23 protein-coding genes are annotated in these 23521 nt (G+C 45.0%); 3 read left to right on the top strand and 20 right to left on the bottom strand.

What is annotated here, in order from left to right:
• Positions 1-100 precede the first annotated feature (100 nt).
• The 19 genes from BC343_RS25035 to BC343_RS24945 form a co-directional block, all read right to left on the bottom strand.
• A complete protein-coding gene (locus tag BC343_RS25035) occupies positions 101-949 on the bottom strand; it encodes an OmpA/MotB family protein (protein ID WP_078350555.1) in 849 nt (282 codons plus the stop codon).
• A 19-nt stretch (positions 950-968) separates the two neighbouring features.
• Positions 969-1631: a DUF2461 domain-containing protein gene (locus BC343_RS25030; RefSeq protein ID WP_078350554.1), complete on the bottom strand. Its 663-nt coding sequence runs from the start codon at positions 1629-1631 to the stop codon at positions 969-971.
• Between the two features lie 37 nt (positions 1632-1668).
• The gene (locus tag BC343_RS25025; RefSeq protein WP_078350553.1) at positions 1669-1944 is read right to left on the bottom strand and encodes a hypothetical protein; all 276 of its coding nucleotides are present in this window, start codon (positions 1942-1944) and stop codon (positions 1669-1671) included.
• Between the two features lie 11 nt (positions 1945-1955).
• Positions 1956-2531, bottom strand: coding sequence for a DUF420 domain-containing protein (locus BC343_RS25020; RefSeq protein WP_078350552.1), 576 nt, complete (start codon positions 2529-2531; stop codon positions 1956-1958).
• Between the two features lie 90 nt (positions 2532-2621).
• Positions 2622-3278: an SCO family protein gene (locus BC343_RS25015; protein WP_238381863.1), complete on the bottom strand. Its 657-nt coding sequence runs from the start codon at positions 3276-3278 to the stop codon at positions 2622-2624.
• A 41-nt stretch (positions 3279-3319) separates the two neighbouring features.
• Positions 3320-3676, bottom strand: a complete 357-nt coding sequence (locus BC343_RS25010) for a cytochrome C oxidase subunit IV family protein (RefSeq protein WP_078350550.1) — start codon at positions 3674-3676, stop codon at positions 3320-3322.
• 21 nt (positions 3677-3697) lie between these two features.
• Positions 3698-4417: a cytochrome c oxidase subunit 3 gene (locus BC343_RS25005; protein ID WP_078350549.1), complete on the bottom strand. Its 720-nt coding sequence runs from the start codon at positions 4415-4417 to the stop codon at positions 3698-3700.
• Positions 4418-4424: 7 nt separating this feature from the next.
• A complete protein-coding gene (locus BC343_RS25000) occupies positions 4425-5006 on the bottom strand; it encodes a cytochrome c oxidase subunit 3 (RefSeq protein ID WP_238381862.1) in 582 nt (193 codons plus the stop codon).
• Position 5007: 1 nt separating this feature from the next.
• On the bottom strand, positions 5008-5898 hold the full coding sequence (gene cyoE / locus BC343_RS24995) for a heme o synthase (RefSeq protein WP_078350548.1): 891 nt from the start codon (positions 5896-5898) through the stop codon (positions 5008-5010).
• Entirely contained in the window at positions 5895-6956 is a 1062-nt protein-coding gene (locus BC343_RS24990; protein WP_078350547.1) for a COX15/CtaA family protein, read from the bottom strand. Before BC343_RS24990 ends, cyoE begins: the two co-directional genes overlap by 4 nt.
• 151 nt (positions 6957-7107) lie before the next feature.
• On the bottom strand, positions 7108-8997 hold the full coding sequence (locus BC343_RS24985; RefSeq protein ID WP_078350546.1) for a cytochrome c oxidase subunit I: 1890 nt from the start codon (positions 8995-8997) through the stop codon (positions 7108-7110).
• Between the two features lie 19 nt (positions 8998-9016).
• Positions 9017-10177, bottom strand: coding sequence for a cytochrome c oxidase subunit II (locus BC343_RS24980; RefSeq protein WP_238381861.1), 1161 nt, complete (start codon positions 10175-10177; stop codon positions 9017-9019).
• 82 nt (positions 10178-10259) lie between these two features.
• Positions 10260-11513 carry a quinol:cytochrome C oxidoreductase gene (locus BC343_RS24975; RefSeq protein ID WP_078350544.1) on the bottom strand — a complete coding sequence of 418 codons (1254 nt, stop codon included), beginning with the start codon at positions 11511-11513 and terminating at the stop codon, positions 10260-10262.
• Between the two features lie 11 nt (positions 11514-11524).
• Positions 11525-12100, bottom strand: a complete 576-nt coding sequence (locus tag BC343_RS24970; RefSeq protein WP_317043659.1) for a c-type cytochrome — start codon at positions 12098-12100, stop codon at positions 11525-11527.
• The gene (locus BC343_RS24965) at positions 12093-12629 is read right to left on the bottom strand and encodes a DUF3341 domain-containing protein (protein WP_078350542.1); all 537 of its coding nucleotides are present in this window, start codon (positions 12627-12629) and stop codon (positions 12093-12095) included. The genes BC343_RS24970 and BC343_RS24965 overlap by 8 nt, the downstream gene beginning before the upstream one ends.
• A gap of 2 nt (positions 12630-12631) precedes the next feature.
• Entirely contained in the window at positions 12632-14101 is a 1470-nt protein-coding gene (gene nrfD, locus BC343_RS24960; RefSeq protein WP_078350541.1) for an NrfD/PsrC family molybdoenzyme membrane anchor subunit, read from the bottom strand.
• Positions 14102-14123: 22 nt separating this feature from the next.
• Entirely contained in the window at positions 14124-17204 is a 3081-nt protein-coding gene (locus BC343_RS24955; protein WP_078350540.1) for a TAT-variant-translocated molybdopterin oxidoreductase, read from the bottom strand.
• Positions 17205-17246: 42 nt separating this feature from the next.
• The gene (locus BC343_RS24950) at positions 17247-18521 is read right to left on the bottom strand and encodes a cytochrome c3 family protein (protein ID WP_078350539.1); all 1275 of its coding nucleotides are present in this window, start codon (positions 18519-18521) and stop codon (positions 17247-17249) included.
• Between the two features lie 254 nt (positions 18522-18775).
• A complete protein-coding gene (locus BC343_RS24945) occupies positions 18776-19756 on the bottom strand; it encodes a deoxyhypusine synthase family protein (RefSeq protein WP_078350538.1) in 981 nt (326 codons plus the stop codon).
• A gap of 116 nt (positions 19757-19872) precedes the next feature.
• On the opposite strand from BC343_RS24945, the gene BC343_RS24940 reads away from it, so the two are divergent.
• The gene (locus BC343_RS24940) at positions 19873-21009 is read left to right on the top strand and encodes a BamA/TamA family outer membrane protein (protein WP_078350537.1); all 1137 of its coding nucleotides are present in this window, start codon (positions 19873-19875) and stop codon (positions 21007-21009) included.
• 69 nt (positions 21010-21078) lie between these two features.
• Positions 21079-21660: a Uma2 family endonuclease gene (locus BC343_RS24935; RefSeq protein ID WP_238381860.1), complete on the top strand. Its 582-nt coding sequence runs from the start codon at positions 21079-21081 to the stop codon at positions 21658-21660.
• A gap of 73 nt (positions 21661-21733) precedes the next feature.
• Here BC343_RS24935 and BC343_RS24930 read toward each other — a convergent pair whose 3' ends face one another.
• Positions 21734-22519 (bottom strand): O-methyltransferase, encoded by a 786-nt coding sequence (locus BC343_RS24930; RefSeq protein ID WP_078350535.1) that lies wholly within the window; start codon positions 22517-22519, stop codon positions 21734-21736.
• 54 nt (positions 22520-22573) lie between these two features.
• Between BC343_RS24930 and BC343_RS24925 the strand changes: the two genes are divergently transcribed.
• Positions 22574-23443, top strand: a complete 870-nt coding sequence (locus BC343_RS24925; protein WP_078350534.1) for a transglutaminase-like domain-containing protein — start codon at positions 22574-22576, stop codon at positions 23441-23443.
• Positions 23444-23521 lie beyond the last annotated feature (78 nt).

Here is a 23521-nt window from a genome sequence, read left to right as displayed (position 1 = left end):
CCTTTGTTAATAAAGTTGGTATAGTGCTTCATTCAATTGCGTTTTTAAGCCTTTGCGTTTCTTTGCGAAAACTTTGCGCACTTTGCGGTTAAAATAAAGCCTATTTGGTTATCAAATTATACAATTCATCCAATTTCGGCGTCAACACAATTTCTATACGGCGGTTTTTGGATAGGGCCTCGGCGGTGGTACCTGCATCTATCGGCTGGAACTCGCCTTTGCCGGTAGCGGTAAGCCTGTGCGGGTCTACCATTTCTACTTCGGTTAGGTAACGTGTTACCGATGTTGAACGGAGTACGCTCAGGTCCCAGTTATCTTTTATCTGCCCAAGGTTCTTTACTTTCTTATCGTCGGTATGCCCCTCTACCGAAATATTAATATCCGGTTCTTTGTTCAATACTGCCGCAAGTGATTTCAATGCTTGTTTACCCTTATCATCTATCACTATACTGCCCGAAGGAAAGAGCAGTTTATCGGTTAAGGATACATAAACCTTGCCGTTGCGTACATCCACACTTAAGCCGCTTTGTTGGAAGCCAAGTAATGCTTTCTGTAGTTTTTCTTTGAGGGCATTGGTTGCTTCATCGCGCTTGCGCAATATTTCTTCTACTTCTTTCAAACGTGCTTCGCGTTTTTGCAGGTCGGCAGATAACTGGCTTACTTTACTGTTGCTGGCGTTGTAGTTGGAGTTAAGCGAATTGTAGTTTTTATCCAGTGCGCCGTACTTCTTATCCAGGTCGTTGTAGTTACCGGTTAGTTTGGCTATGTCGGCATGCAAGCGTGCTGTATCGTTCATCAGTCGAGTACGCTCGTCTTCTAAATTAGTGGTACGCGTGGCCAGCGAATCGCGCTGAGCTAACAGGGCTTTGTATTTTTTGGGAGATAATACCACGCAGGCATTTAGTGCCATCATAACGCATACAGCAGCAAAAAGGGATTGGATCTTCATGATAAAATATATGTTGGTTTTAGCTTATCGCGCGTCTCAGGAAAACATTCAGCGGGTATATGCGGGCACATAGCACGGCAATATCATCGGCAAATGTGGGGCTTTGTACTTCCTTATCGGTGAATTTATGAAACACCACAAAGCTTTTCAGCTTGAGTAATTCGATGTTCTCATTATCGGCGCTGTAATCGCGCGGAATGGTTTTTAGCTGTTCCTGCGCCCTGAAATCGCCAAACAGCTTTACAAAGCCGGGCTCATCAATGATTTCTTTCAGTTCGGCAGCGTTGTAATCTATTTCCTGCCTTATGGCTTTCAGGTGCTCGGTTTCGGGCATCCAGTAGCCGCCGGCAATAAAGCTGTTGCCCGGCTGTATCTGCAGGTAATACTCGGCACCGCCCAATTTGGGGCCAAGCGTAGGAAGGCTTACACCGAAGTTGTTTTTATAAGGCGTTTTGTTTTTACTGAAGCGGATGTCGCGGTAAATACGCATCACGCATTTTTTGGGGTCAAGGTCGGGGCTAACCTCGGGGTCCACCTTATGCACCTTGCCAATAAGCGAAGTGGTTAAAGCAATCAGATTCTCGCGTGCGGTATCGTAGCGCTCCTTATTGGCCTGGAACCATTCGCGGTTGTTATTATCTACAAGTTCTTTTAAAAATGTAAGCGTTTGGGGCTGTATCATTCCGCAAAACTAATTTTACCCTTTGGTTGGGGCAATTTTAATTTAAGTTGAACTTTTCGTTAGGCACATTAAGTGCAACGTTTTTGCGGCGATAACTTTTGTACCATATAAAGCCACAGGCGGCAACTGCCAGGTAAGGCGCGGCCAGCAAATACATAATACCCGCATTGAGGCCTTTGGTAGCATGATTACCGCTCTTATTGCTCGATTCTACCGTAGCGGTACACATAGCACACTGCGCTTTGGCAGGCACGGTGCCCAATACCATTAAACCAAACATGAGTACGAAGAATAAATAGCTTAATTTTTTCATGTGTTTACCTGTTAAAAGTGGTAGTAGGGTTTAATCATCAAATATACAACAACGCCCGATACCGTAACGAATAACCATATAGGGAACGTCCATTTTACTAATTTCTTGTGTTTGGCCACCTGCATTTGCAAACCCGAGTTAAAGCTCAGCAAAACCAAAGGCAATACGCCTGCCGCTAATATTATGTGCGGAACAAGTATAGCAAGGTATAAGGTACGTAAACCACCCGCTGCTGTTTTCTCCTCTGGAGAAGCAATAAAGTCGCCGTTTACATCGCCATAAGGTGTATCGTGCTGCATCAGGTAATGGAACAAGATGTACGACACCAAAAAGAGCGACGAAAGGCAAAACGTTAAAATGTTAAGCCTTTTATGCAGGGCAACGTTGCCTTTTTTGATAACGCTAAGCGATACCAACAGCAATATGCTGCATGTACCGTTTAATATCGCATTCAGCATAGGCAAGTATGGCGTGAACGAGGGTGGTGTTGCAGGGCCCGGTATAATGTGGCGGTTAAGCAGAATCACAACGGCTATTACAAAAACGGTAACGCCGGCAACAAAACGGAATATGAATTTATCAGTCATGTTATGTTAGAGTCAAGAATCAAGACGCAAGAGTCAAGATCATATATATAGTTAGCAAGTCCCTTGATACACTCCGCAGACTTCTCGTGTCTAATAAAGCGCCTTATCTACTTTCCGTAGTTCTTCGGCTATCTGCACTTTTATTTCGTCGTTCAGCTTCATTACGTCGGCACGGGTGCTGCCCGAGTAATAGCCTCGAACGCGCCTTTCGCCATCTATCAGTATCAGCTTGTCATCCAAAATATAATTGCCTTCGCCTGTTTTCAGCGCATTTACCAATAAGCCGTTGCGGGCAAGGTTATAGGTGGTAGTAGTATCGCCACGCAAAAACAACCATTTATCGCTCGGCTTAAATTTATCGGCATAGGCCTTTAAAACCGGCGGTGTGTCATGATCAGGATCCACCGTAATGGAGGCGAATTGCACCATCTTATTCTTACGGTAATTTACATCAAGGCTATCCATAAAGCTATTCACAGTGGTGCAAACTTCGGGGCAGCGGGTGTAAAACAGGGCAACAACCAATACCTTCTTGTCGAAGCTTTTTGCGTTTACCGGTTTGCCGTTCTGGTCGGTAAAGGTAAAATCGCCAATAGTATGGTAAATGGTATCGGGTATAACCTTACCGTGCACTTTATGGCTGGTTTTAGCCACCGTTTTACTACCGTAAAAAGCCAGCGGCTTGTATCGGTTTTTACCTTTAGCGGTTAGTAAATAATATAAAAATCCCGGTAATGCCAATATCATTACCAGGATCGTTATTTTTTTTAGAAGGCTTGCCTTGCGCATTACGACTTAACGGGGCGCAACAACTCTACCCAGTAGTGGCTTTCGTTGGTAAGCACCAATATTAACCCGATGATGAACAAAATAGGTACGATGATAGATAACATCAAACCAACTTTCTCAAACTTAAGGTGCATAAAAAATGCAACTATATAAAATGCCTTAAGCAAGGTTAATATAATGTAGATAGGATTCGCTAAATGCAGCGGTACAATATTTTTAGGCACTAATGCAAGCGCGATGATGAACTCAACTACGGTGATACCAAGTAAGATCAAAAACACCTGGATGATCTTTTTCTTGGTCATTCCTTCGTGTTCGCCGTGGGCTGCGTGTGCTTCGTTATGTTCTGATGACATGATATTGATCAGTTTAAATTTTTATACTAAATAGAAGAAGGTGAATACAAACACCCATACAAGGTCTACAAAGTGCCAGTAAAGGCCAACTTTTTCAACCATTAAATAGCTACCACGTTTCTCGTAAGTACCGGCTAACACGTTAACTGTGATGATGATATTGATAACAACACCGCTGAATACGTGGAAACCGTGGAAACCAGTGATAGTGAAGAACAGGTTAGCAAATTGCTGTGCGTATACAGTATAGCTTGCTTCCGGGCCTTCTTTAAACAGGTGCTTCAACTCTTCCATGTGCGGAATGCTGCCCCACCAAAAACCTTCGTGGTGCAGGTGAGTCCACTCTAATGCCTGGCAACCCAGGAAGGTGAAACCACCAATAATTGTAGCTACCATCCACCACAGTACTTCTTTACGAGCCATACGGTGGCCGGCCTCTACCGCCAACACCATAGTTACCGAACTTAGGATGAGGATAAACGTCATTAAACCTACAAACACCAGTGGTGCGCCGCTATCCGTCATACCGGGTACCGATTGGAATACCAAATCAGGTGCGGGCCATGCGTCAGAGCTGAAACGTAATGCGCCATAGGCGATCAAAAGAGAAGAGAAGGTAAACGCATCCGACAGGAGGAAAAACCACATCATCATTTTGCCATACTCTACTTTGAAAGGCGACGAGCCTCCCGACCATGGCGTGGTTTTTACTTCATCAATAGGTGATACTTGTGCACTCATGTGTTTGTTAATATTGGTTCAAAAGTAAAAAAACATACAGATAAATCCATATAATATCGACAAAATGCCAAAATATAGAGGACATCTGCATTCCGAATAAATTCTTTGCCTGGGGCCTTTCCTTGTAGCTTCCCCACAAGGTATTGGCCAGTAATAACACACCTGCTAAAATGTGTAATAAGTGCATCCATATAAATACATACACAAATGATTGCGATGCATTAGGATTGCTGAAATAAACGCCCATACCGGGCAGCAGTATTAACCATGCATAGGTTTGCAGCGCAAAAAATGCTACGCCTAAAGCAATGGTTATAATCAAAAACAACCGTTGTTGCCCTAATTGTACCTGGCGTGCCGCGCGCGATGCCATAAACATGCTTATGCTGCTTAATACAATAACAACGGTACTGTAGGTAAAAATGGCGGGCAACTTCATGTCCATACCGGTGCCATGGCCGCCGGCGTATACGATAAACCCGCTGGTTAGCGCTGCAAAAAACATGAACGATGTGAATACGAAAACCCACATGTTGAATTTTTTTGGCGCAAACTGGTATTTATCTTCCTGTTCTATCTTAGCCATCATCTTACTTTCCTATAAAATCAAACAAAAACATTAATTGCACTACCGGCAAATAATAAAAAGAGCCAAACATTAGCTTACGTGCCGCAGGAACGTCGAGCGTACGCAGCAGGCCGTATGCCTGGTATAAAAACAGCAGGCTCATGGCTAATGATACCCCGCCTACATAGTAACCACCGTAACCGTAAATAGTTGGCAGTAAGCTTACCGGCAGCATTATTATCGCGAATATGAACGTTATAACCGCGCTCGGCAGGTCGCGTTTACCCGTTGGCAACAGCCTGAAGCCGGCCAACTTATAATCATCATCAAGCACCCAGGCAATGGCCCAAAAATGCACAAACTGCCACACGAACTGTATTCCAAACAATATCAGCGCTATCTCGTCTATCCTGCCATGTGGCTGCCCGGCTACGTAGCCTATTAAAGCGGGTAATGCGCCCGGTATTGCTCCCACAAAAACCGCAATAGGCGATTTCTTTTTTAAAGGGGTATAAACAAAAGCGTACAACACTATCGAGAATACCGAAAGTAGGCCGGTTAATATATTCAGGCTGCCTAACAAATAGGTGCCCAGTATACCCATCCCTAAACCCAGCACCAAGCCCTGGCCGGTTGCCATACGCCCGGCAGGCATAGGCCTGTCCATCGTACGCTTCATTAGCTTATCGGTATCCACCTCAATTACTTCGTTGAAGCAGTTGGCTGCCGATGTTACCAAAAAGCCACCTATAACCAGTTTCACCCAGTTGATCCACATGGTGGTGCTATACAGCGTACCCCAGGTGGCATTGGTGTTGGCTTTTACGGCTATGATGAAAGATATAGATGCCGAAAAGGTCACCAAAAAGGTAAGCCTTAACTTGATCAGTTTATTAAAATCACTCATCTTCATCTTCCCGCCCCCTGCACACTTACCGACTTAAACAAATTAAGCAACAGGTAAAACTGCGCGCCAAAAACTAAACTCGCTAATACTATATGTGTTGCCTGCGCATAAGGCGGCAGGCTCGAATAACTTAATACTATACCGGTCACTATTTGCAGCATCAGCATCAAAAACGTAAAGCTCATTAGCTGCTGCTGCATCGAATGCCTGTTAAAAGTCTTCCTTATTAATGCGTAAAGCACAATGTTCAATATCAATACAATTACCGCCATATCGCGGTGCTGGCTAAATACCTCGCCGGCACGGCTTACCCAGCTATTGCGGTAGCTACCTTCCAAATGGTTGGCAACCGCATCTATCTTCTCGCGCACTTCGGTACCAAACGTTATTTGCAAAACGCTAAGTACCAATACAACCAGGGTAAGTACCACCACAAAGGGCTTTACCTGTAATGCGGGCCTGCCGTTAACTTTAGCCATATGGTAAGTTGTAATGGCTACTGCCAATATGGCCAATGCCAATAGCATATGTACCGTAACTATCCAGGCAACAAGGTTGGTTGATACTACAATAGAGCCCAACCACCCCTGGAAACCCACCAGCACTAAATTAAAAATGCTGAGGATAGCTATAAGCTTGTTCTGCCTCCAATATTTAAAAGAATAAACTACGCTCAATAGCATAAATATACCGGCTATTACACCAACTACCCGGTTAACGTATTCCGTCCAGGTACGGGCGCTATTGAACTCCTCGGGCACCAATATCGATTTATCGGTACGTATGCGTGTTGCGAGCTGTTCATAACCAAAAACATCAAGCATTTTTGCAAATTTGAGGTTCTTGGCCACGCGCTTCTCTACATACATTTGTTTGTAGTTTGGCGGCAACTCCGATGCATCTGTCGGCGGTATAACCCTGCCGAAACATTTAGGCCAGTCGGGGCATCCCATTCCCGAACCCGAGCTGCGCACTACTCCACCTGCCAGTATCACTACAAATAGTGATATGATGGTAAAGAGGTTTATTTTTAAAAATACTTTGCCGGGTGCGTTATTGGCCATTCAAATTATTTCTAACAAATAAGGGTAACTATTTTAAGTCTTAAGTTGGAAGCCGAAAGTTTTAAGTCCTAAAATTTCCGACTTAGAACTTCTGACTTTAGGCTACGGACTTGAAACAGTTACCCCTAAAAGATCAGATCTGTATAAAACGTTATTTTACTTCGTCGCTCTTTTTCTGAGCTTCTGCCCATTTAGCATAAGCTTCAAGGCCTGCAGGGTTGTCTTCAAAATCGTGAGGCAAGTTAGAGCTCATAGTTTGCGACAACGGTACTGTTTGAGGGATGTAATCCTCATCGGCACCAGGCTTGCTGTAATCATATGGCCAACGGTAAACGGTTGGTATTTCGCCAGGCCAGTTGCCGTGGATGTGCTCTACAGGTGCTGTCCACTCCATTGTATTTGCTTCCCAAGGGTTTTGAGTTGCTTTTTTACCCCAGAATATAGAGTAAATGAAGTTGAACAGGAATGCAAATTGTGCTACGGCCGCCATAATAGCTGCCCAGGTTACAAAGGTGTTAACAGATAACCAGCGTTTCATCGATTCGAACTCGGTGAAAGCGTAGTAACGGCGAGGCACACCATCTAAGCCCATAAAGTGCATTGGGAAGAACACCAGGTAAGCACCAATAAAGGTGATCCAGAAGTGCAGGTAACCCAAACGCTCGTTCATCATACGGCCGTACATTTTAGGGAACCAGTGGTAAACACCGGCCAACATACCAAATATAGCTGCCGAACCCATTACCAAGTGGAAGTGAGCTACCACGAAGTAAGTATCGTGCAGGTTGATATCCAAAGTAGCGTTACCCAGGAATATACCTGTTAAACCACCGGAGATGAAGAACGACACCATACCGATAGCGAACAACATAGCTGCGCTGAAACGGATATTACCGCGCCATAATGTTGCCAGCCAGTTGAATGTTTTTACCGCCGATGGCACCGCAATAATCAATGTAGTGATCATGAACACACCGCCCAGGAACGGGTTCATACCCGTAACAAACATGTGGTGGCCCCAAACAATGAACGAAAGAACGGTGATACCGATAAGCGAGTAAACCATGGCGTGGTAACCGAAGATAGGTTTACGTGAGTTTACCGACATAACCTCCGACGATATACCCATCGCAGGCATAATTACGATGTACACCTCAGGGTGACCCAGGAACCAGAACAAGTGCTGGAACAGGATAGGGCTACCACCTTCGAAAGGTTGAACGCTGCTACCACCCAAAACAATTTCTGAAAGGTAGAAGCTTGTACCGAAGCTACGGTCGAATATTAAAAGTACAACACCCGCAACCAGAACCGGGAAGGCCAGGATACCGAGGATAGCGGTAAGGAAGAACGCCCAGATAGTTAGAGGCATTTTCCAAAGGTCCATACCCTTGGTGCGCATGTTAAGTACAGTACTTACATAGTTAATAGCACCCATTAATGATGATGCAATGAAAAGCACCATACTGATGAGCCACAAAGTCATACCCATTTCTGAACCGGGCATTGCTTTTGGCATAGCCGATAGTGGCGGGTAGATGGTCCAGCCACCGCTTGCAGGGCCTTTTTGTACCAGGAACGACGAAAGCATTATAACACTGGCCAAAAAGAAGAACCAGTACGATAACATGTTCATAAACGGCGATGCCATATCGCGCGCACCAACCTGCAATGGAATAAGCAAGTTACTAAAGGTACCGCTAAGGCCCGCAGTTAGTACGAAGAATACCATGATGGTACCGTGAATGGTAACCAGTGCCAAATAGAAGTTGGCATCTAAACGGCCACCGGGAGCAAAACGGCCCAGTAAAGTTTCTAATAAAGGGAATGCTTTATCAGGATAAGCTAATTGGATCCTGAACAGGATAGAAAGAATCATCGCGATAACCGCCATAGTAATACCTGTTACCAGGAATTGCTTGGCAATCATTTTGTGGTCCTGGCTGAAGATGTACTTCGACAGGAACGTATCGTGATGGTGGTGTCCGTGATCTTCGTCGTGGTGTGCTACTTCGTGATCGTGAACTGCTAATGTTGACATACTCGCTAATCTTTTTGAATTAATTGTTTAACGCTAACCTGTTTTCTTTTGCGGCCGGTTTTGTTTCGGCAAATTTCAGATCCTTTTTAACCTGGTCGGTCATGTAAGGTTTCTGTGTTGCTAACCATGCCTGGTATTCGGCCTCTGATACAATACGTACAACTTTTTTCATGTTGTAGTGGGCACCACCGCAAATTTTATTGCAATAAACCAGGTATTCGAAGGTTGGGTCGCCTTCCTGGCGGCGCATTTCTGCGGTAGTAACAGTTGGCGTAAATTTAAAATAGGTTGGCAAGCCCGGTACAGCGTTAAGCTGAACGCGGAAGTGTGGCATGTAAACGCTATGGATAACGTCTTGTGCGTGGATATTTAATCTGATAGATTTGTTTACCGGCAATACCATGGTATCGGCCTGCAAATCGTCGTAAGTGTTTTTATCAACTGCGAAATCTAAACCCAGTTTATTAGTACCGGTTACCAGTTTGTAATTGGTTTTACCCAATTTACCATCTGTACCCGGGTAACGTAATTCCCATGCAAACTGGTGGCCTGTAATATCAACATCTATAGAAGCAGTTTCGCCTTTGGCATCAACCGTATTGGTAATTTGCTGCCAAGTGAAGAAACCGAATATCACCAAAATGGTTAATACGATAGCCGGTGCAATGGTCCAAACTTTCTCGATAGTGTTATCGTGTGGCAGGAAGTGTGCACGGCGTTTTGCATTGTAACGGTAACGGAACAAGAAAGTGAACAGTAATATCTGGGTTATAACAAACACGATCATGGTAAGTACCGTAGTTGTCCAGAACATCTGGTCGATCTTTTTACCGTGTACCGATGCTGCGCCAGGCAATATCATTGAACCGTGTACAGTAAACGACCAGTATGCACCATACATACCCGCTACCAGGAATATAAGGCATAAAACGCCCATTACATTATGCCAGTTAATAGGCTTTTTACCTTGTATTTGCTGGCTAAGATCGTATACACGTAATATTTTGCCTACAATGCCAATGGCAAAACATACCACAGCAAATAGTAAGATATAATATGCGGGGCCAAGCCAAACACTTGGGGTAGCTGCATCGCCGGTGGCAGCTGCCGCAGCAGGCGCCTCTTGTGCCATAAGCAGGTTGGTACCCAACAGCAGGAACGCAGCTACAAGCGAAAGCATTTTTTTAGAACTAATTAAACTTTTGAATCCCATTTTATTGGCTTTATATGAATGCTGTATTTTGGTGCAAAAATAACAATTATTAAATGTGATGATGCAGGCTCTCTTGCAAGAACGGATGTTTTTTAGGTATAAGCGATGTAAACTTGCTTAACTGCGTAAGCATCAGGAAAGTAAACAAGCCGCCAAATGCCAGGAACGAACCTACTTCAGCAAAACCAAATTCTCTGTGCTCTTTTACAGTACCCGGCATAATCATGATGTAATAATCTAACCAGTGGCCTGCAATAAGCAATATACAAACCCACATCAGGCGGTTAGTCATACGTTTCGCATCGCGCGACATTAACAATAGCAATGGCGACAAGAAGTTCATTACGATGTTTAACCAGAACCAGAATTTGTACTCAGGCTCCCAACGGATATAGAAATAAACCGATTCCTCAGGAATGTTGGCGTACCAGGTCAGGAAGAACTGTGCGAACCAAACGTAAGTCCAGAAGATAGAGAAACCAAAGATGATCTTACCCAAATCGTGCAGGTGGTTTTCAGATAACCAGCCCATGTAACCTTTTTTACGCAAAAGGATAATTACAAGTGTGATTACCGCAACACCGCTTACGTGCATCGCAGCTAAGTTATACCAACCGAACATGGTAGAGAACCAGTGTGCCTCTAAAGACATGATGGTACCGAACGCAAATATCGGGAAGGTGAAACCGAAAATTACAAGGAAAGTACAAGCTAAAGCAAAGCTTTTGTTGTAGTTACGCATACCGCCTTCGGTATCTTCGTCGTTAGATGCTTTGGTTAGCGCGTAGCCGAAGTAGCTATAAGCTGCCAAAAACACAACCAACATACCGTAGAAGAATTTCAGGTTAAGGAAACCCGATTTACCGTCGATAATTTTATCGTAGTTTTCTGCTTTAGGGTCGGTAAGGCCATGAGTAGCCCAGTGTGCATAAAGGTATGGCTCAACCTCGGTTTTACCATGCTCGTGTACCTCGTGGGTGGTAAACAAACCGGCAGTAACTACCAGTATCAATACCAAACTTGCTATAGGGAGTACTTTTGCAAATGCCTGCGGAACCCTGATAAGCGATGCAGACCAACCTGCCTGCGCTACGTATTGGTAGGCTAAAAAGAAAACGCCCGCTATACATACGCACACAAAGTAGTACGACATCAATAATAGGTTGCTGAAGGTTTGCGCAACGTGGCCGGTTGCAAAGCCAATGGCCACTGCAATAACACCAACTGCAAGCGCAGCCAAACTCCATGTTTTGGCACTGCCTTCAAATTTAAATGTCTCTTCGAAACTATTATGAGTCTTCATTAATAATGATCTTATAATTTTTGTAATTGGTGAACATACATCACTATTTTCCAGCGGTCTTCAGGCGCAATTTGCGATGCGTACGAACCCATTGAGTTTACACCGTAGGTGATAGTGTGATAAATTTTACCGTCGGTAAGGTCTTTCATAGCACCACCGCGCGATGATTGCCCTTTAGAATACGAAGGCGGAGCCGGGTAACCATGTTTTACAACCAAACCATCGCCTTCGCCGGTAGTACCGTGGCATGGCGAGCAAAAAGTAGTGAACAACACTTTACCTTCAGCTAAATGCTTTGGTGTTTGGGCTATCAGGCTGGCTACTTCCAGGCTGGCTTTATCGTAACCTTCACGTGTGTTAGGGTAATCGAATTTTTTGAAACCCACCGGTATAGTACCTGCCGGCGGAACCTGTGCAGTTTTGCCGTCTTTAAATTGCGAGTTTGGTTGGTCGGGGTCGTATGCGGTATGTTCGTACATATTGGGAGCATATTCCCAGCCTGTGCTGCGCCTATCTTTGCACGATGTTGCTACAATAGATGCAGCAATAACGATAGCTGTTGTGCCCAATATTTTGATCTTATTCATAGCTAACATATTTTCTCTTGTTATGCTTTATTTCTACAGCGCCTGCTTCTTTTAATAAATTAGTGATATCCTCGTGAGGTACGTTACCTTTCGCATCAACAGCTATAATAAAACGGTCGTCGGTTGCACGCAGGTCCATTACCCTTGGCGCACGGCCCGGGAAAAGGTGAGTAGCGGCAAAGAAGGTAAGCGTCATACCAAAGGCTGTGAACAGGATGGTCCACTCGAAGGTAAATGGTACAAAGTTAGGCATAGCGAAATTTGGCTTACCGCCTACGTTCATTGGCCAATCGTGTACCAAAGTATAATAAACAATGCTGAAGATAACCGAAGCACCAAGGCAACCGAAGCAAAATGCAGCGTAACCCAACCTCGAATCTTTTATGCCCAATTTAGCCTCGATACCGTGAATAGGCATTGGCGTATATACATCGTAAATAGGGATGCTATTTTTTTGCAGCTTCTCTATCCCGTGCATCATTTCATCGGGATCATCAAATAGGCCTAATATAAATTTTGTGTTGCTCATTTTTATATTTTTTCGTATTGAGACATATCAACACTGTCATACTTCACTAACGACTCTTTGTAGTACTGAACTTCCGCCGGCTCTAAGTGGCCTTCGTCTATCAGTTTCTTTTTAGATTGCTCACTGGCTGTTTTCAGCAACAGTTTCACCTCTGCCATAGCCACTGAAGGCAATACCCTGATGAACAACAGGAACATGGTGAAGAACAAACCGATTGATCCAACAAACACACCTACGTCTATCCAGGTTGGGTAGAACATAGCCCAGCTCGATGGGATGTAGTCGCGGTGCAGCGAGGTAACGATAATTACGAAACGCTCGAACCACATACCAATGTTCACCACGATAGAAAGTGCCCATGAGAACTTGATGTTGCGGCGCAATTTAGCCGACCAGAATAACTGCGGCGAAATTACGTTGCAGCTCATCATGCTCCAGTATGCCCACCAGTACGGACCAGTTGCGCGGTTGATGAAAGCGTATTGCTCATATTCTACACCAGAGTACCATGCGATGAAGAACTCGGTGATGTAAGCCACACCCACGATAGAACCGGTAAGCATGATGATCTTGTTCATCGATTCGATGTGGAACATGGTGATGTAGTTCTCTAAACCTAATACCTTACGGGTAACCAGCAATAGCGTTTGCACCATGGCGAAACCCGAGAAGATAGCACCCGCAACGAAGTATGGCGGGAATATGGTTGTGTGCCATCCCGGTTCAAGGGAGGTAGCAAAGTCGAAAGATACGATGGTGTGTACCGAAAGTACCAGCGGTGTAGAGATACCTGCAAGTATCAACGATACAGTTTCAAAACGCTGCCAGGTTTTTACCGAGCCTGTCCAACCGAATGAAAGTATCGAGTAAATACGGCGGCGAAGGCCGGTAGCGCGGTCACGGATGGAAGCAATATCGGGCAACAAACCGGTGTACCAGAATACTAATGATACCGAGAAGTAAGTTGATATCGCAAACACGTCCATCATCAGCGCCGAGTTCCAGTTTACCCAAAGTACGTACTGGTTGGGTAATGGTAAACAGAAGTAAGCTAACCATGGGCGGCCCATGTGCGCCACAATGTATGTGGCGGCGCAAATTACCGCGAAAATGGTCATCGCCTCTGCCGAGCGGTTGATGGAGTTACGCCAGTTTTGGCGGAAGAGCAACAGTACCGCCGAAATAAGCGTACCGGCGTGGCCTATACCTACCCACCACACGAAACCGGTGATGTCCCAGGCCCAGCCTACTGTTTTATTTAAGCCCCATGAGCCTAAGCCAAACCAAAAGGTAAAGCTGATAGACACTACCCAAAGCATAGCACCAAGGGATGCAACTACGAAGCCGATCCACCAGGCCTTATTGGGTTTATTTTCTACAGGGTTTAATACCTCGTTAGTAATTTGGGCATAGGTGATATTCTTGCCCGTAATTAACGGTTCCCTGATTATCGATTCACTGTGAGATGCCATATATATAAATCTCTTGTAGTAATTAAGCGTGTAATTCTGATATCGTGTTCCTAACCTTCACCTGGTAGCCAATACCCGGTTTCACGTTCAACTCTTCCAGTACGTAGTAAGTACGCTCGCTGGCCAAAGCCTTCGAAACTGCAGAGTTAGGATCGTTACGGTTACCAAATACAATTGCATTTGCCGAACAAGTTTGCTCGCAGGCCATTTTAACTTCGCCATCGGCCAATGGGCGTTTTTCTATTTTAGCTTTCAGCTTACCTGCTTGTATACGCTGTACGCACATCGAGCATTTTTCCATTACACCACGGAAACGGGTAGTAACATCAGGGTTCAACACCAATTGAGTGTGCTCGTTGCTCAGGTAGTTATCAAAGCGGCTATCGTTCCAGTAGTTAAACCAGTTAAAGCGGCGAACTTTGTAAGGGCAGTTGTTTGCGCAGTAACGTGTACCAACGCAACGGTTGTAAGCCATTTGGTTCAAACCTTCGCTCGAGTGAACGGTTGCCAATACCGGGCAAACAGTTTCGCAAGGTGCGTGGTCGCAGTGCTGGCAAAGCATTGGCTGGTGTACCACGGTTACGTTATCAAAGTCTTGCAGTTTAGCAATATCTTTTTCTTTAGTAACCATGCCTGTACGGCCGTCTGTTTTAGCCTCACCGTTTTGCTCGAAGCTGTAGTAACGGTCAATACGTATCCAGTGCATTTCGCGACGGCGGGCAACCTCGGCCTTACCAACAACAGGGATGTTGTTTTCGGCGTTACAAGCTACAACGCAGGCACCGCAACCGGTACAAGCATTCAGGTCGATAGCCATAACCCAGTCGTAAACCGGGCGTGCGTGGCTTGCATCGTCATCGCTCTTATCCCAAAGGTCGTATTTCTCGTGTTCTTCTTCGCCTATACCTGCTGCTTTATCCTTTTTGTATTCGGTAAAGGTAGCTTCGCGGATAACGGTACGGCCTTCAAATGAACTGTGTGTTTGTGTTTGTGCAAGCGGGAATATATCGCTTGTTTTTTCTACCGATACACCCGAAACGGTTTGGAAAGTACCATTAAGCAGGTTGTAGAAAGGGAATGCGTTTTTACCAACGTTGTTACCAACCAAACCGGCAGAGGTGCGGCCGTAACCAACAGCCACCGATATGGTTCCCCTTGCCTGGCCCGGTTGAGGCAATACAGGCAGGTCGATAGTGTAACCGTTAGCACCTTTGATGGTAATTACCTGGAATTCTTCCAGGCCCATCTCTTTCACATCGGCAATGGCCATTGCAGCAAAGTTATCCCAGGTAACTTTAGATACCGGGTCAGGCAATTCCTGCAACCATGGGTTGTTAGCTTTTTTACCATCGCGCATTGCTGGTGTTTGGTAAACCTGCAATTCGAATTTGCCTGCAGCTGCTACTTTAGCGCTTTGGCTGATGATGGTTTGTGCAACAGCATTAAGGTCTAAAGCAAAGCTGTAAGTGCCTGCTGCAACCGGTGCTGCGTTGATGAAGCCTTTTTGCAAAAGGGCTTCCCAACCAGCCTGGCCTGCTAAGCCGCCTTTGGCCAATAAGTTGGTGTCCCAGTTATTGCGAACGTAAGTGTAATAGCTTTTTACCGCGTTATCGCTCCACAGCAACAGGCTTTCTTCTGCCTGGCGGGTGTTGCCTACCGGGTTAATGGTTGGCTGCATTACGGTGTAGTAACCTTCAATAGCGCTATCATCACCCCACGACTCTAAGTAGTGGTGGTTTGGCGCTACAGCGGTACAAAGTGCCGAAGTTTCATCGGCCTGGTCAGAGAAAGTTACTTTTACACGTACTTTAGCAAGTGCAGCTTCTATCTCTTTTGTATTGTAGTAATCGTAAGCGGGGTTAGCATCCAGGAAGAATACGGCATCAACCTGGCCAGCTTTTGCATCGGCAATAAATTGTGCCCATACAGTATCGTTACCTGCGTATTGGCGCGATGGAGCATCCAGATCGATAGTAGTGCCGTAGCTACCCAGCAGGGAGTTGATGGCGTTTACTAAAGTTTGGATAGATACATCGTTAGAGCCTGCAACTACCAATGCTTTGCCTTTTGCTGCCAAAAGTTCTTTAGCGGCCAGTACAATTGCTTTATCAGCGTTTGCGTTGGTTAATTTTTTTGAACCCGGTAAAGTAGTGCCGGTTAGGGCGTTGTACAGGTTCATTAGTGCTATACCTTCTTCAGATGCTTTTATTGGCAAACGAACGTCGGCGTTAGTACCTGTCATGCTCATACCAGCTTCGAACTGGATGTGGCGCGACATTTTCTTTTCTTCCAGCGATTTGCTGTTGCGGTTTTTTACGTATTGCGTAGTAAACTCTTCGCCTGATATCCAGGTACCCAGGAAATCGGCACCGAAGCTTACAATTACATCGGCATTACCAAAGTTGTAGTGAGGTACTACTGCTTTACCAAAGCTGTTTTTGTTTGCCTGGATAATACCTGTGTATGATACTGCATCGTAAGTAACGTGGGTAGCAGTAGGGAAAGCCAGTATAAAATCGGCAATAACAGCTAAGGTAGAAGGGCTATGTACCGTTGACGATACGATGCTGATTTTTTTACCAGAGGCTTTAATAGCAGCAAGTTCGTCTTTTACATATTTATCAAGCTGTGGCCAACCTGTAGTGTTGCCGTTTAGCTTAGGGTCTTTAACGCGGTTGTTATCATACAACTCCAGTACCGATGCCTGTGCCTGCGCGCTTAAGCCGCCTTTTGATAAAAGGTCGCCGGGGTTACCCTCAACCTTAATTGGCCTGCCCTCGCGGGTTTTTACAAGTATTGCACTGCCTTCGTATGTTGAAGAGTAGTAGTTGGCAACACCCGGAGTAACCTCCTCTGGTTTTACCAAGTACGGGATAGATTTGTGTACCGGAACCTTTTGGCAGGCTGCAAGAGTTACCGCACCCACACCAAAACCAAGCGCCTTCAAAAAGTCGCGGCGTGGTGTTTTTGCCGATAATCCGCCTCCGCTTAAAACCTCTTCAATAGGTATCGGCTCCGCAAACTCATGCTTATTTTTCTCAACAAATTCTGGCGTTCTGTTTAGTTCCTCTAAACCTTTCCAGTATGTTTTATTGCTATCCATTTAAGTTATATAAACTGTAATGCTAAGTTCTGTTCTTGTTTATTAATAGTGGCACTTGCCGCACTCTATACCGCCCAATACATCAACGGTAAGTTTCTTACCTTTTTTGATATCGTTGTGCATAGCCAATATCTTATCGTAGTAACCGTTGCCTTTAGAGTTCACGTTAGTACGTTTGTGGCACTGTATACACCATTTCATGGTAAGCGGCGAGTATTGGTATACTTCCTGCATTTCCTGCACTTCACCGTGGCATTTTTGGCATTTAACGCCGCCAACTACTACGTGCTGCGAGTGGTTAAAGTAAGCCAGGTCGGGCAGGTTGTGGATACGTACCCACTGGATAGGCTGTGCTTTAGTGCTGTCGTATTTCTGAGTTTGCGGATCGTAACCCAGCGCAGTGTATATTTTCTGTATTTCCGGCGACTCGGTTTTAACAGCCTTGTGGCAGTTCATACAAACGTTAAGCGACGGGATAGAAGCGTTTTTAGATTTGAACGCACCGGTGTGGCAGTACTGGCACTCAATTTTCATGGTACCGGCGTGCAGTTTGTGCGAGTATTTAATTGGCTGTACCGGTTGGTAACCCTGGTGCATATTGGTGTTCCACATAGTAACCCAGCTAAAGCTACCCAAAGCTATAACACCGCAGAGCACAATAAAGAAAACAAGTTTCTTGTTCTTCAGCGCTTTTTTAACGCCTGCAAACTTGTCGGTTTTTTCTTTTTCTTCTTCAACCTCTTCCTCAAATACCAGGGTATCTTTGTTTTTGGTCAGCAAGTTTTCCAACGTACCGATAACCCTGTTTAATACCAGGATAACGATGAAGGCAATAACGATAACGCCGATAAGTGCAAGGATAACCAGGTTGCTTGGGCCTGCATCTTCTGCAGCAGCACCGCCACCGGCAGGTCCTTTAGCTTTTGCTTCCTGTTGTTTTTTCCAATCCTCACGTACGTAGTGGATAACGTTGGCAACATCAGCATCAGATAGTTCGGCAAAAACCGTCATACCTGCCTGGTTGTACTCGTTAAAAATTTTAAGTGCTTTTGGATCTTTTGCGGCGATAAGGGCCTGGTTGTTTTGGATCCACTTGGTTAGATAGGCATCGTCAGTTTCCTGGGTAAGTTGAGGGCCAAGAGCCGGGCCAACCATACGGGTTTCTACTTTGTGGCAGGCGGTACATTTGGCTTTGAAGATAGCTTCCCCTTTTGCCGCATCGGCCTGTGCATTTGCAGTAAGCCCGCATAGCGCAATGCCTGCAACCAGCAAAACCGACTTCGAGAACTGTTTAAGAATCAATGAGATATTTCTCATAAAGTGTATTTATGCTAAATAATTATAATAGTTAATGAGTTAAACTGACGTAGTGAATTACGTTTTAGCCACTTTTACAGCCACAAAAGTAAAATTTTATAAGGTATGGGTGACAAATTAGTGACAGTTAAGTCTAATTTATAATCGTTCTAAACTAATTAAAAAAGGCCTTTCTTAGCTATGAGAAAGGCCTTTTTAACTCCTATTTAAAAAATTGCCAACAAAATATTTTTTGGCTTTTTTCTAAAAAATAATTATTGTTTTAATATCCAGGCAAAAATGAGTGGTGCAACAATGGTTGCATCGCTTTCTACAATAAATTTAGGGGTGTTGATGTCCAGTTTACCCCAGGTAATTTTTTCGTTTGGCACCGCGCCCGAGTACGATCCATAAGAAGTAGTAGAATCAGATATCTGGCAGAAGTAGCTCCAGAAAGGAATCTCCGGCATCTCCATATCCTGATAAAGCATAGGCACAACGCATATCGGAAAATCGCCGGCTATACCGCCGCCTATCTGGAAAAAGCCTACGCCTTTGCCTCCCGAATTTTCCGGGTACCACTGCGCCAGCCATGCCATGTATTCGATACCGCTTTTCATAGTGGTAGCTTTTATATCGCCTTTGATAACGTATGATGCAAAGATATTACCCATGGTGCTGTCTTCCCAACCCGGTACCACAATTGGCAGGTTACGCTCGGCAGCGGCCAGCATCCACGAGTTTTTAGGGTCTATCTCGTAGTATTGCTCCAGCTCGCCGCTTAGCAATATTTTGTACATAAATTCGTGCGGAAAGTAACGCTCACCGGCGGTATCTGCATCTTTCCAAATTTTGTAGATATGTTTCTGCAAACGGCGGAAGGCTTCTTCCTCCGGGATGCAGGTATCAGTAACGCGGTTGTAGTGGTTCTCTAAAAGGTCCCACTCATCCTGCGGGCTCAGGTCGCGGTAGTTGGGTACACGTTTGTAGTGCGAGTGTGCCACCAGGTTCATAATATCCTCTTCGAGGTTAGCGCCTGTGCAGCTGATGATATCTATTTTTCCCTGGCGGATCATTTCGGCAAGCGATATGCCCAGCTCGGCAGTACTCATGGCACCGGCAAGGGTAACCATCATTTTACCACCTTCCAGCAGGTGTGTTTCGTAGCCTTTTGCTGCATCTACCAATGCTGCTGCATTGAAATGCAGGTAGTTTCTTTCGATAAATTGCGAAATAGGGCCTCTTTCTGTGCTCATAATTATTGATGCTGATTATTTTGCGCAAAAGTAGGCATTTTGAGGTTAACTGAATTTTAATTTGAAAAATGGCTAAAACAAATGCTTAAACTTTACCTTTAGCATCAACTACCTACATGAAAAAACTTGCCTTTTTACTGCTCTTTACGGCTTCCTTACAGCCTGCTTTTTCTCAAAATTTCCTGCCGAAATTCATTCGCAAAATGTACTTCGATAAAGACACTACCAAGAAAATCAGCTTTGTGATACTGCCTGTGCTAAGCACCGCACCCGAAACCGGCGTTGAGCTTGGCGGTGCCGGGTTGTATTCTTTTTACACCGATACCACCGCAAGCCACAATACACGCGTATCAAACGTGTTCGCTTACGCAACCATAACTACCAAAGGGCAAAGCCGCTTTAGCCTGAGCACCAACTACTGGACCCCGCAAAACAAGTTCCACTACATTGCGGCTATCAGCTATATTAATTTCCCGTTCGATTTTTATGGCACAGGCAATCAAACCTTAAAAAGCAATGCCGACAGGTTAGGCTTGAAACGCTTTAAACTGGCGCTGAATGCCGAAAAGCGGATATCCAAAAAGCTGTATGCCGGTTTGGTAGCCGGCGGGTTCGATTACCGCTTTACAGACGAAGATAAAACCGGAATATTTGAAACCGATGCAAGCCTCGAAGGCAGGCATGGCGGCACATCGGTATACATGGGCCCTACCCTCATCTTCGACGATCGTAATAACAATACCTACACCACCAAAGGCGCGGTTATAACAAGCTATTTTAATGCCATGAAGGGTATAGGAAGCAACAGCAGCTACAGTGGTGGCTTATTCAATATCGAGTACGCGCAGTTTTTCTCGCTTGGCAAAAGCCTTGTTTTAGGGTTTGATGTGCAGGAACAAAGTTTAACCGGTAGCCAGTCGCCATTTTACCTGATGCCTGCTTTGGGCAGCGACGAGATGATGCGCGGCTACTACAACGGCCGTTTCCGCGACCGCAACCTATTAGCCGCCCAAACCGAACTGCGTTACCGCATTGGCAACCGCATAGGCATAGTGGGCTTTGTAGGCACCGGCCAGGTATGGAACAAAAACTTCAGTTTCGACGATTTTAAACCCAACTACGGAGGTGGCTTGCGCTATTTCTTCGATACCGAGAAAGGCTTGAGCGTACGCGTAGACTACGGTGTAGGCGAGAAACGCCCTAACGAGAAAAGGATGAGCGGTTTTTATATCGGGCTGGGGGAAGCGTTTTAGGCCGGATGTGCATATGGGCAAATTTCAGATGTGCAGATGATTTGTTAAATTTGATAAAAAATGGAAGTGATGCAATTATCTGATCTCGATCTTAGTAAGACTTATAGTTACGCCGATTATCTCAAATGGACATTTGAAGACAGGCTTGAACTTATCAAAGGAAAGATATTTAAGATGACGCCTGCTCCAAACTTGTATCATCAGGATATATCGGCAGTTGTTTCTGGTGAGTTATATGATTACCTGCGCGGGAAGCCGTGTAAAGTTTACAGTGCTCCTTTTGATGTAAGGTTGCCTCGTACCGACAAGGCCAACGACAAAGTATATACAGTAGTACAGCCCGATGTTTGCGTAATATGCGATAAGGCAAAGCTGGATAAAGGAGGTTGTATAGGTGCTCCTGATATTGTGGTAGAAATACTATCGCCGGGTAACAACCAAAAAGAACTTCGTAATAAATATGAAGTTTATGAAGAATCGGGTGTGCTGGAGTACTGGATCATCTCCCCGCAGGATAAAACTTTTATGAAGTATATATTAACGGATAAGCAATATCAGCCAACCAAACTCATGACCATTGGCGACACGATAATTACCCCTATCCTCCCAGGATTTGAATTGGATCTTGAAATAGTATTTGCGGGAATATAGTACTTCATAGATAATGGTTCATAGGGGCTTCATTCTCCTGCTATGAACTATCATCTATCAACTATGAACCGCCCTAAAACCGTATCTTAAAATCTTCCTTCACCCTGCCACCTTTAAAAAACACCAAGCCTATCCAAAATAGGTCCACCGTTACGGTTACTTGCGGGTTGGCCTTTATTTGTGCCCAGGCTTGTTTCATGCCTTCGCTCCAGTAGATATCATCGAAGATAAGCATAGTATCTTCGTGCACCTTGGGCAGGCATTGTTCAAAGTAGTTTAGAGTAGCTACGCGTTGGTGGTTACCGTCTATATATACCACATCCAGTTTATCCAGCTTACTTAATACGCCACTAAGGGTATCATCAAAATTACCAGTAATCAAGTTCACATCACGGATACCTGCACTATCGAACACCTCTTTGGCTACGCCTGCGGTTTGCGGACAGCCTTCCATGGTGTACAGTTTAGCATCGGGTGCGGCCTCATGCAGGTATAGCGTGGTTATGCCCAGGCAGGTGCCCAACTCTACAATGCTTTTTGGTTTGGCAAAGGCCGTGAGGCGGTAAAGCAGTTGCGCCAGTTTTGGCGATTTGAGCGCATTGATGGTAATATCGCTTATCTTCTTCTCGCGGTTCTTGTTCAGGTGCGAACCGGCGCCAAGGTCGGTTACGGTAATTACGCGATCGTCTATCAACAGGTTATCACGTTCTCTTTCAATTTTATCGTAGGCGTGCTTGGGCTTGTAGTCGTATATCACTTCGTCGACCAGTTTGTATACAAACGGCGAATGCAAACCATGACGGTTTTTTGACGTGAAACGATGAAACAAGAAATCTTTAGTGAACGTTAACTTAGACATTGGTTTATATTGCTGTAAAAGTATATAAACTTTAGTATTTTAGTGCATAGCAATATGATAGACCCTAAAGAACTCAACTCTCTTATACGATTGCTCGACGACCCTGATACGGAGATATTTACTCACGTACACCAAAAATTACTGTCGTACGGACCCGAAGCTATCGAATACCTCGAGAATGCTTTTACGGAAGCTTTCGACCCGATACAGCAGGAACGCATTGCCAATTTGGTGCACGAGATACAGTTCGGCATGGTAAAAAACGACCTCAGGCTTTGGTTCCAGGGGGGCGCGTTCGATCTGCTGCAAGGCATCCTCATCATTAACCGATACCAATACCCCGACCTTGACGAGCAAAAGGTGATCAACCAGATCGAAGCCATTAAACGCGATATATGGCTGCAAATGAATAACGAGGGCAGCCCGGTGGAGCAGGTAAAACTCATCAACCATATTTTTTATAGTATACACGGCTTTAGCGGCAACACCGCCAATCACCGCGACCCGCAGAACAGTTACATTAGCCAGGTGCTGGAATCTAAAAAGGGCAACCAAATATCGCTTGCTATTATCTATTCCATCATTGCCCAAAAGCTTGATATACCTGTTTACGGTGTAAACCTGCCCCAGCATTTTATTTTAGCCTATTTGGATGAGAGCCGCGAAACCGAGTTTGAAGGCGGTATACTGTTTTACATCAATGCCTTTAACAAAGGCTTCATTTTTGGCCGCAGGGATGTAGATATGTTCCTAAAGCAGCTTAACCTGAAATACGACAAGCAATTTTACGAGCCATGCTCTAACGCCGATATCATCCGCCGCGTGCTGCGCAACCTCATCAGCGCGTATGAACACGCCGGCGCATCTGCTAAGGTAGATGAGTTAAATGAGTTGTTACAAATACTTGAAGCCCCGGCCCCCTAACCCCCTGAAGGGGGAACCGAAATTCAATTACGCGAATCAAAAGTTCCCCCTTCAGGGGGCGGAGGGGGCTTCGTCCCA

It is taken from the genome of Mucilaginibacter pedocola, from assembly GCF_002013915.1.
GTDB lineage: Bacteria > Bacteroidota > Bacteroidia > Sphingobacteriales > Sphingobacteriaceae > Mucilaginibacter > Mucilaginibacter pedocola.
The sequence above is the reverse complement of the archived record's forward strand: the minus strand, read 5'-3'. Positions and strand labels throughout refer to the sequence as shown.

Excerpts from the sequence above, each read along its gene's own strand:
- BC343_RS25035 (WP_078350555.1), bottom strand. The coding sequence starts at position 949 with ATGAAGATCCAATCCCTTTTTGCTGCTGTATGCGTTATGATGGCACTA.
- BC343_RS24990 (WP_078350547.1), bottom strand. The coding sequence starts at position 6,956 with ATGGCCAATAACGCACCCGGCAAAGTATTTTTAAAAATAAACCTCTTT.
- BC343_RS25000 (WP_238381862.1), bottom strand. The coding sequence starts at position 5,006 with ATGATGGCTAAGATAGAACAGGAAGATAAATACCAGTTTGCGCCAAAA.
- BC343_RS24935 (WP_238381860.1), top strand. The coding sequence starts at position 21,079 with ATGCAATTATCTGATCTCGATCTTAGTAAGACTTATAGTTACGCCGAT.
- BC343_RS25005 (WP_078350549.1), bottom strand. The coding sequence starts at position 4,417 with ATGAGTGCACAAGTATCACCTATTGATGAAGTAAAAACCACGCCATGG.
- BC343_RS25025 (WP_078350553.1), bottom strand. The coding sequence starts at position 1,944 with ATGAAAAAATTAAGCTATTTATTCTTCGTACTCATGTTTGGTTTAATG.
- BC343_RS24925 (WP_078350534.1), top strand. The coding sequence starts at position 22,574 with ATGATAGACCCTAAAGAACTCAACTCTCTTATACGATTGCTCGACGAC.
- BC343_RS25030 (WP_078350554.1), bottom strand. The coding sequence starts at position 1,631 with ATGATACAGCCCCAAACGCTTACATTTTTAAAAGAACTTGTAGATAAT.
- BC343_RS25020 (WP_078350552.1), bottom strand. The coding sequence starts at position 2,531 with ATGACTGATAAATTCATATTCCGTTTTGTTGCCGGCGTTACCGTTTTT.
- cyoE (WP_078350548.1), bottom strand. The coding sequence starts at position 5,898 with ATGAAGATGAGTGATTTTAATAAACTGATCAAGTTAAGGCTTACCTTT.
- BC343_RS24985 (WP_078350546.1), bottom strand. The coding sequence starts at position 8,997 with ATGTCAACATTAGCAGTTCACGATCACGAAGTAGCACACCACGACGAA.
- BC343_RS24950 (WP_078350539.1), bottom strand. The coding sequence starts at position 18,521 with ATGAGAAATATCTCATTGATTCTTAAACAGTTCTCGAAGTCGGTTTTG.
- BC343_RS24970 (WP_317043659.1), bottom strand. The coding sequence starts at position 12,100 with ATGAATAAGATCAAAATATTGGGCACAACAGCTATCGTTATTGCTGCA.
- BC343_RS24930 (WP_078350535.1), bottom strand. The coding sequence starts at position 22,519 with ATGTCTAAGTTAACGTTCACTAAAGATTTCTTGTTTCATCGTTTCACG.
- BC343_RS24955 (WP_078350540.1), bottom strand. The coding sequence starts at position 17,204 with ATGGATAGCAATAAAACATACTGGAAAGGTTTAGAGGAACTAAACAGA.
- nrfD (WP_078350541.1), bottom strand. The coding sequence starts at position 14,101 with ATGGCATCTCACAGTGAATCGATAATCAGGGAACCGTTAATTACGGGC.
- BC343_RS25010 (WP_078350550.1), bottom strand. The coding sequence starts at position 3,676 with ATGTCATCAGAACATAACGAAGCACACGCAGCCCACGGCGAACACGAA.
- BC343_RS24945 (WP_078350538.1), bottom strand. The coding sequence starts at position 19,756 with ATGAGCACAGAAAGAGGCCCTATTTCGCAATTTATCGAAAGAAACTAC.
- BC343_RS24980 (WP_238381861.1), bottom strand. The coding sequence starts at position 10,177 with ATGCTTTCGCTTGTAGCTGCGTTCCTGCTGTTGGGTACCAACCTGCTT.
- BC343_RS24965 (WP_078350542.1), bottom strand. The coding sequence starts at position 12,629 with ATGAGCAACACAAAATTTATATTAGGCCTATTTGATGATCCCGATGAA.
- BC343_RS24975 (WP_078350544.1), bottom strand. The coding sequence starts at position 11,513 with ATGAAGACTCATAATAGTTTCGAAGAGACATTTAAATTTGAAGGCAGT.
- BC343_RS25015 (WP_238381863.1), bottom strand. The coding sequence starts at position 3,278 with ATGATATTGGCATTACCGGGATTTTTATATTATTTACTAACCGCTAAA.
- BC343_RS24940 (WP_078350537.1), top strand. The coding sequence starts at position 19,873 with ATGAAAAAACTTGCCTTTTTACTGCTCTTTACGGCTTCCTTACAGCCT.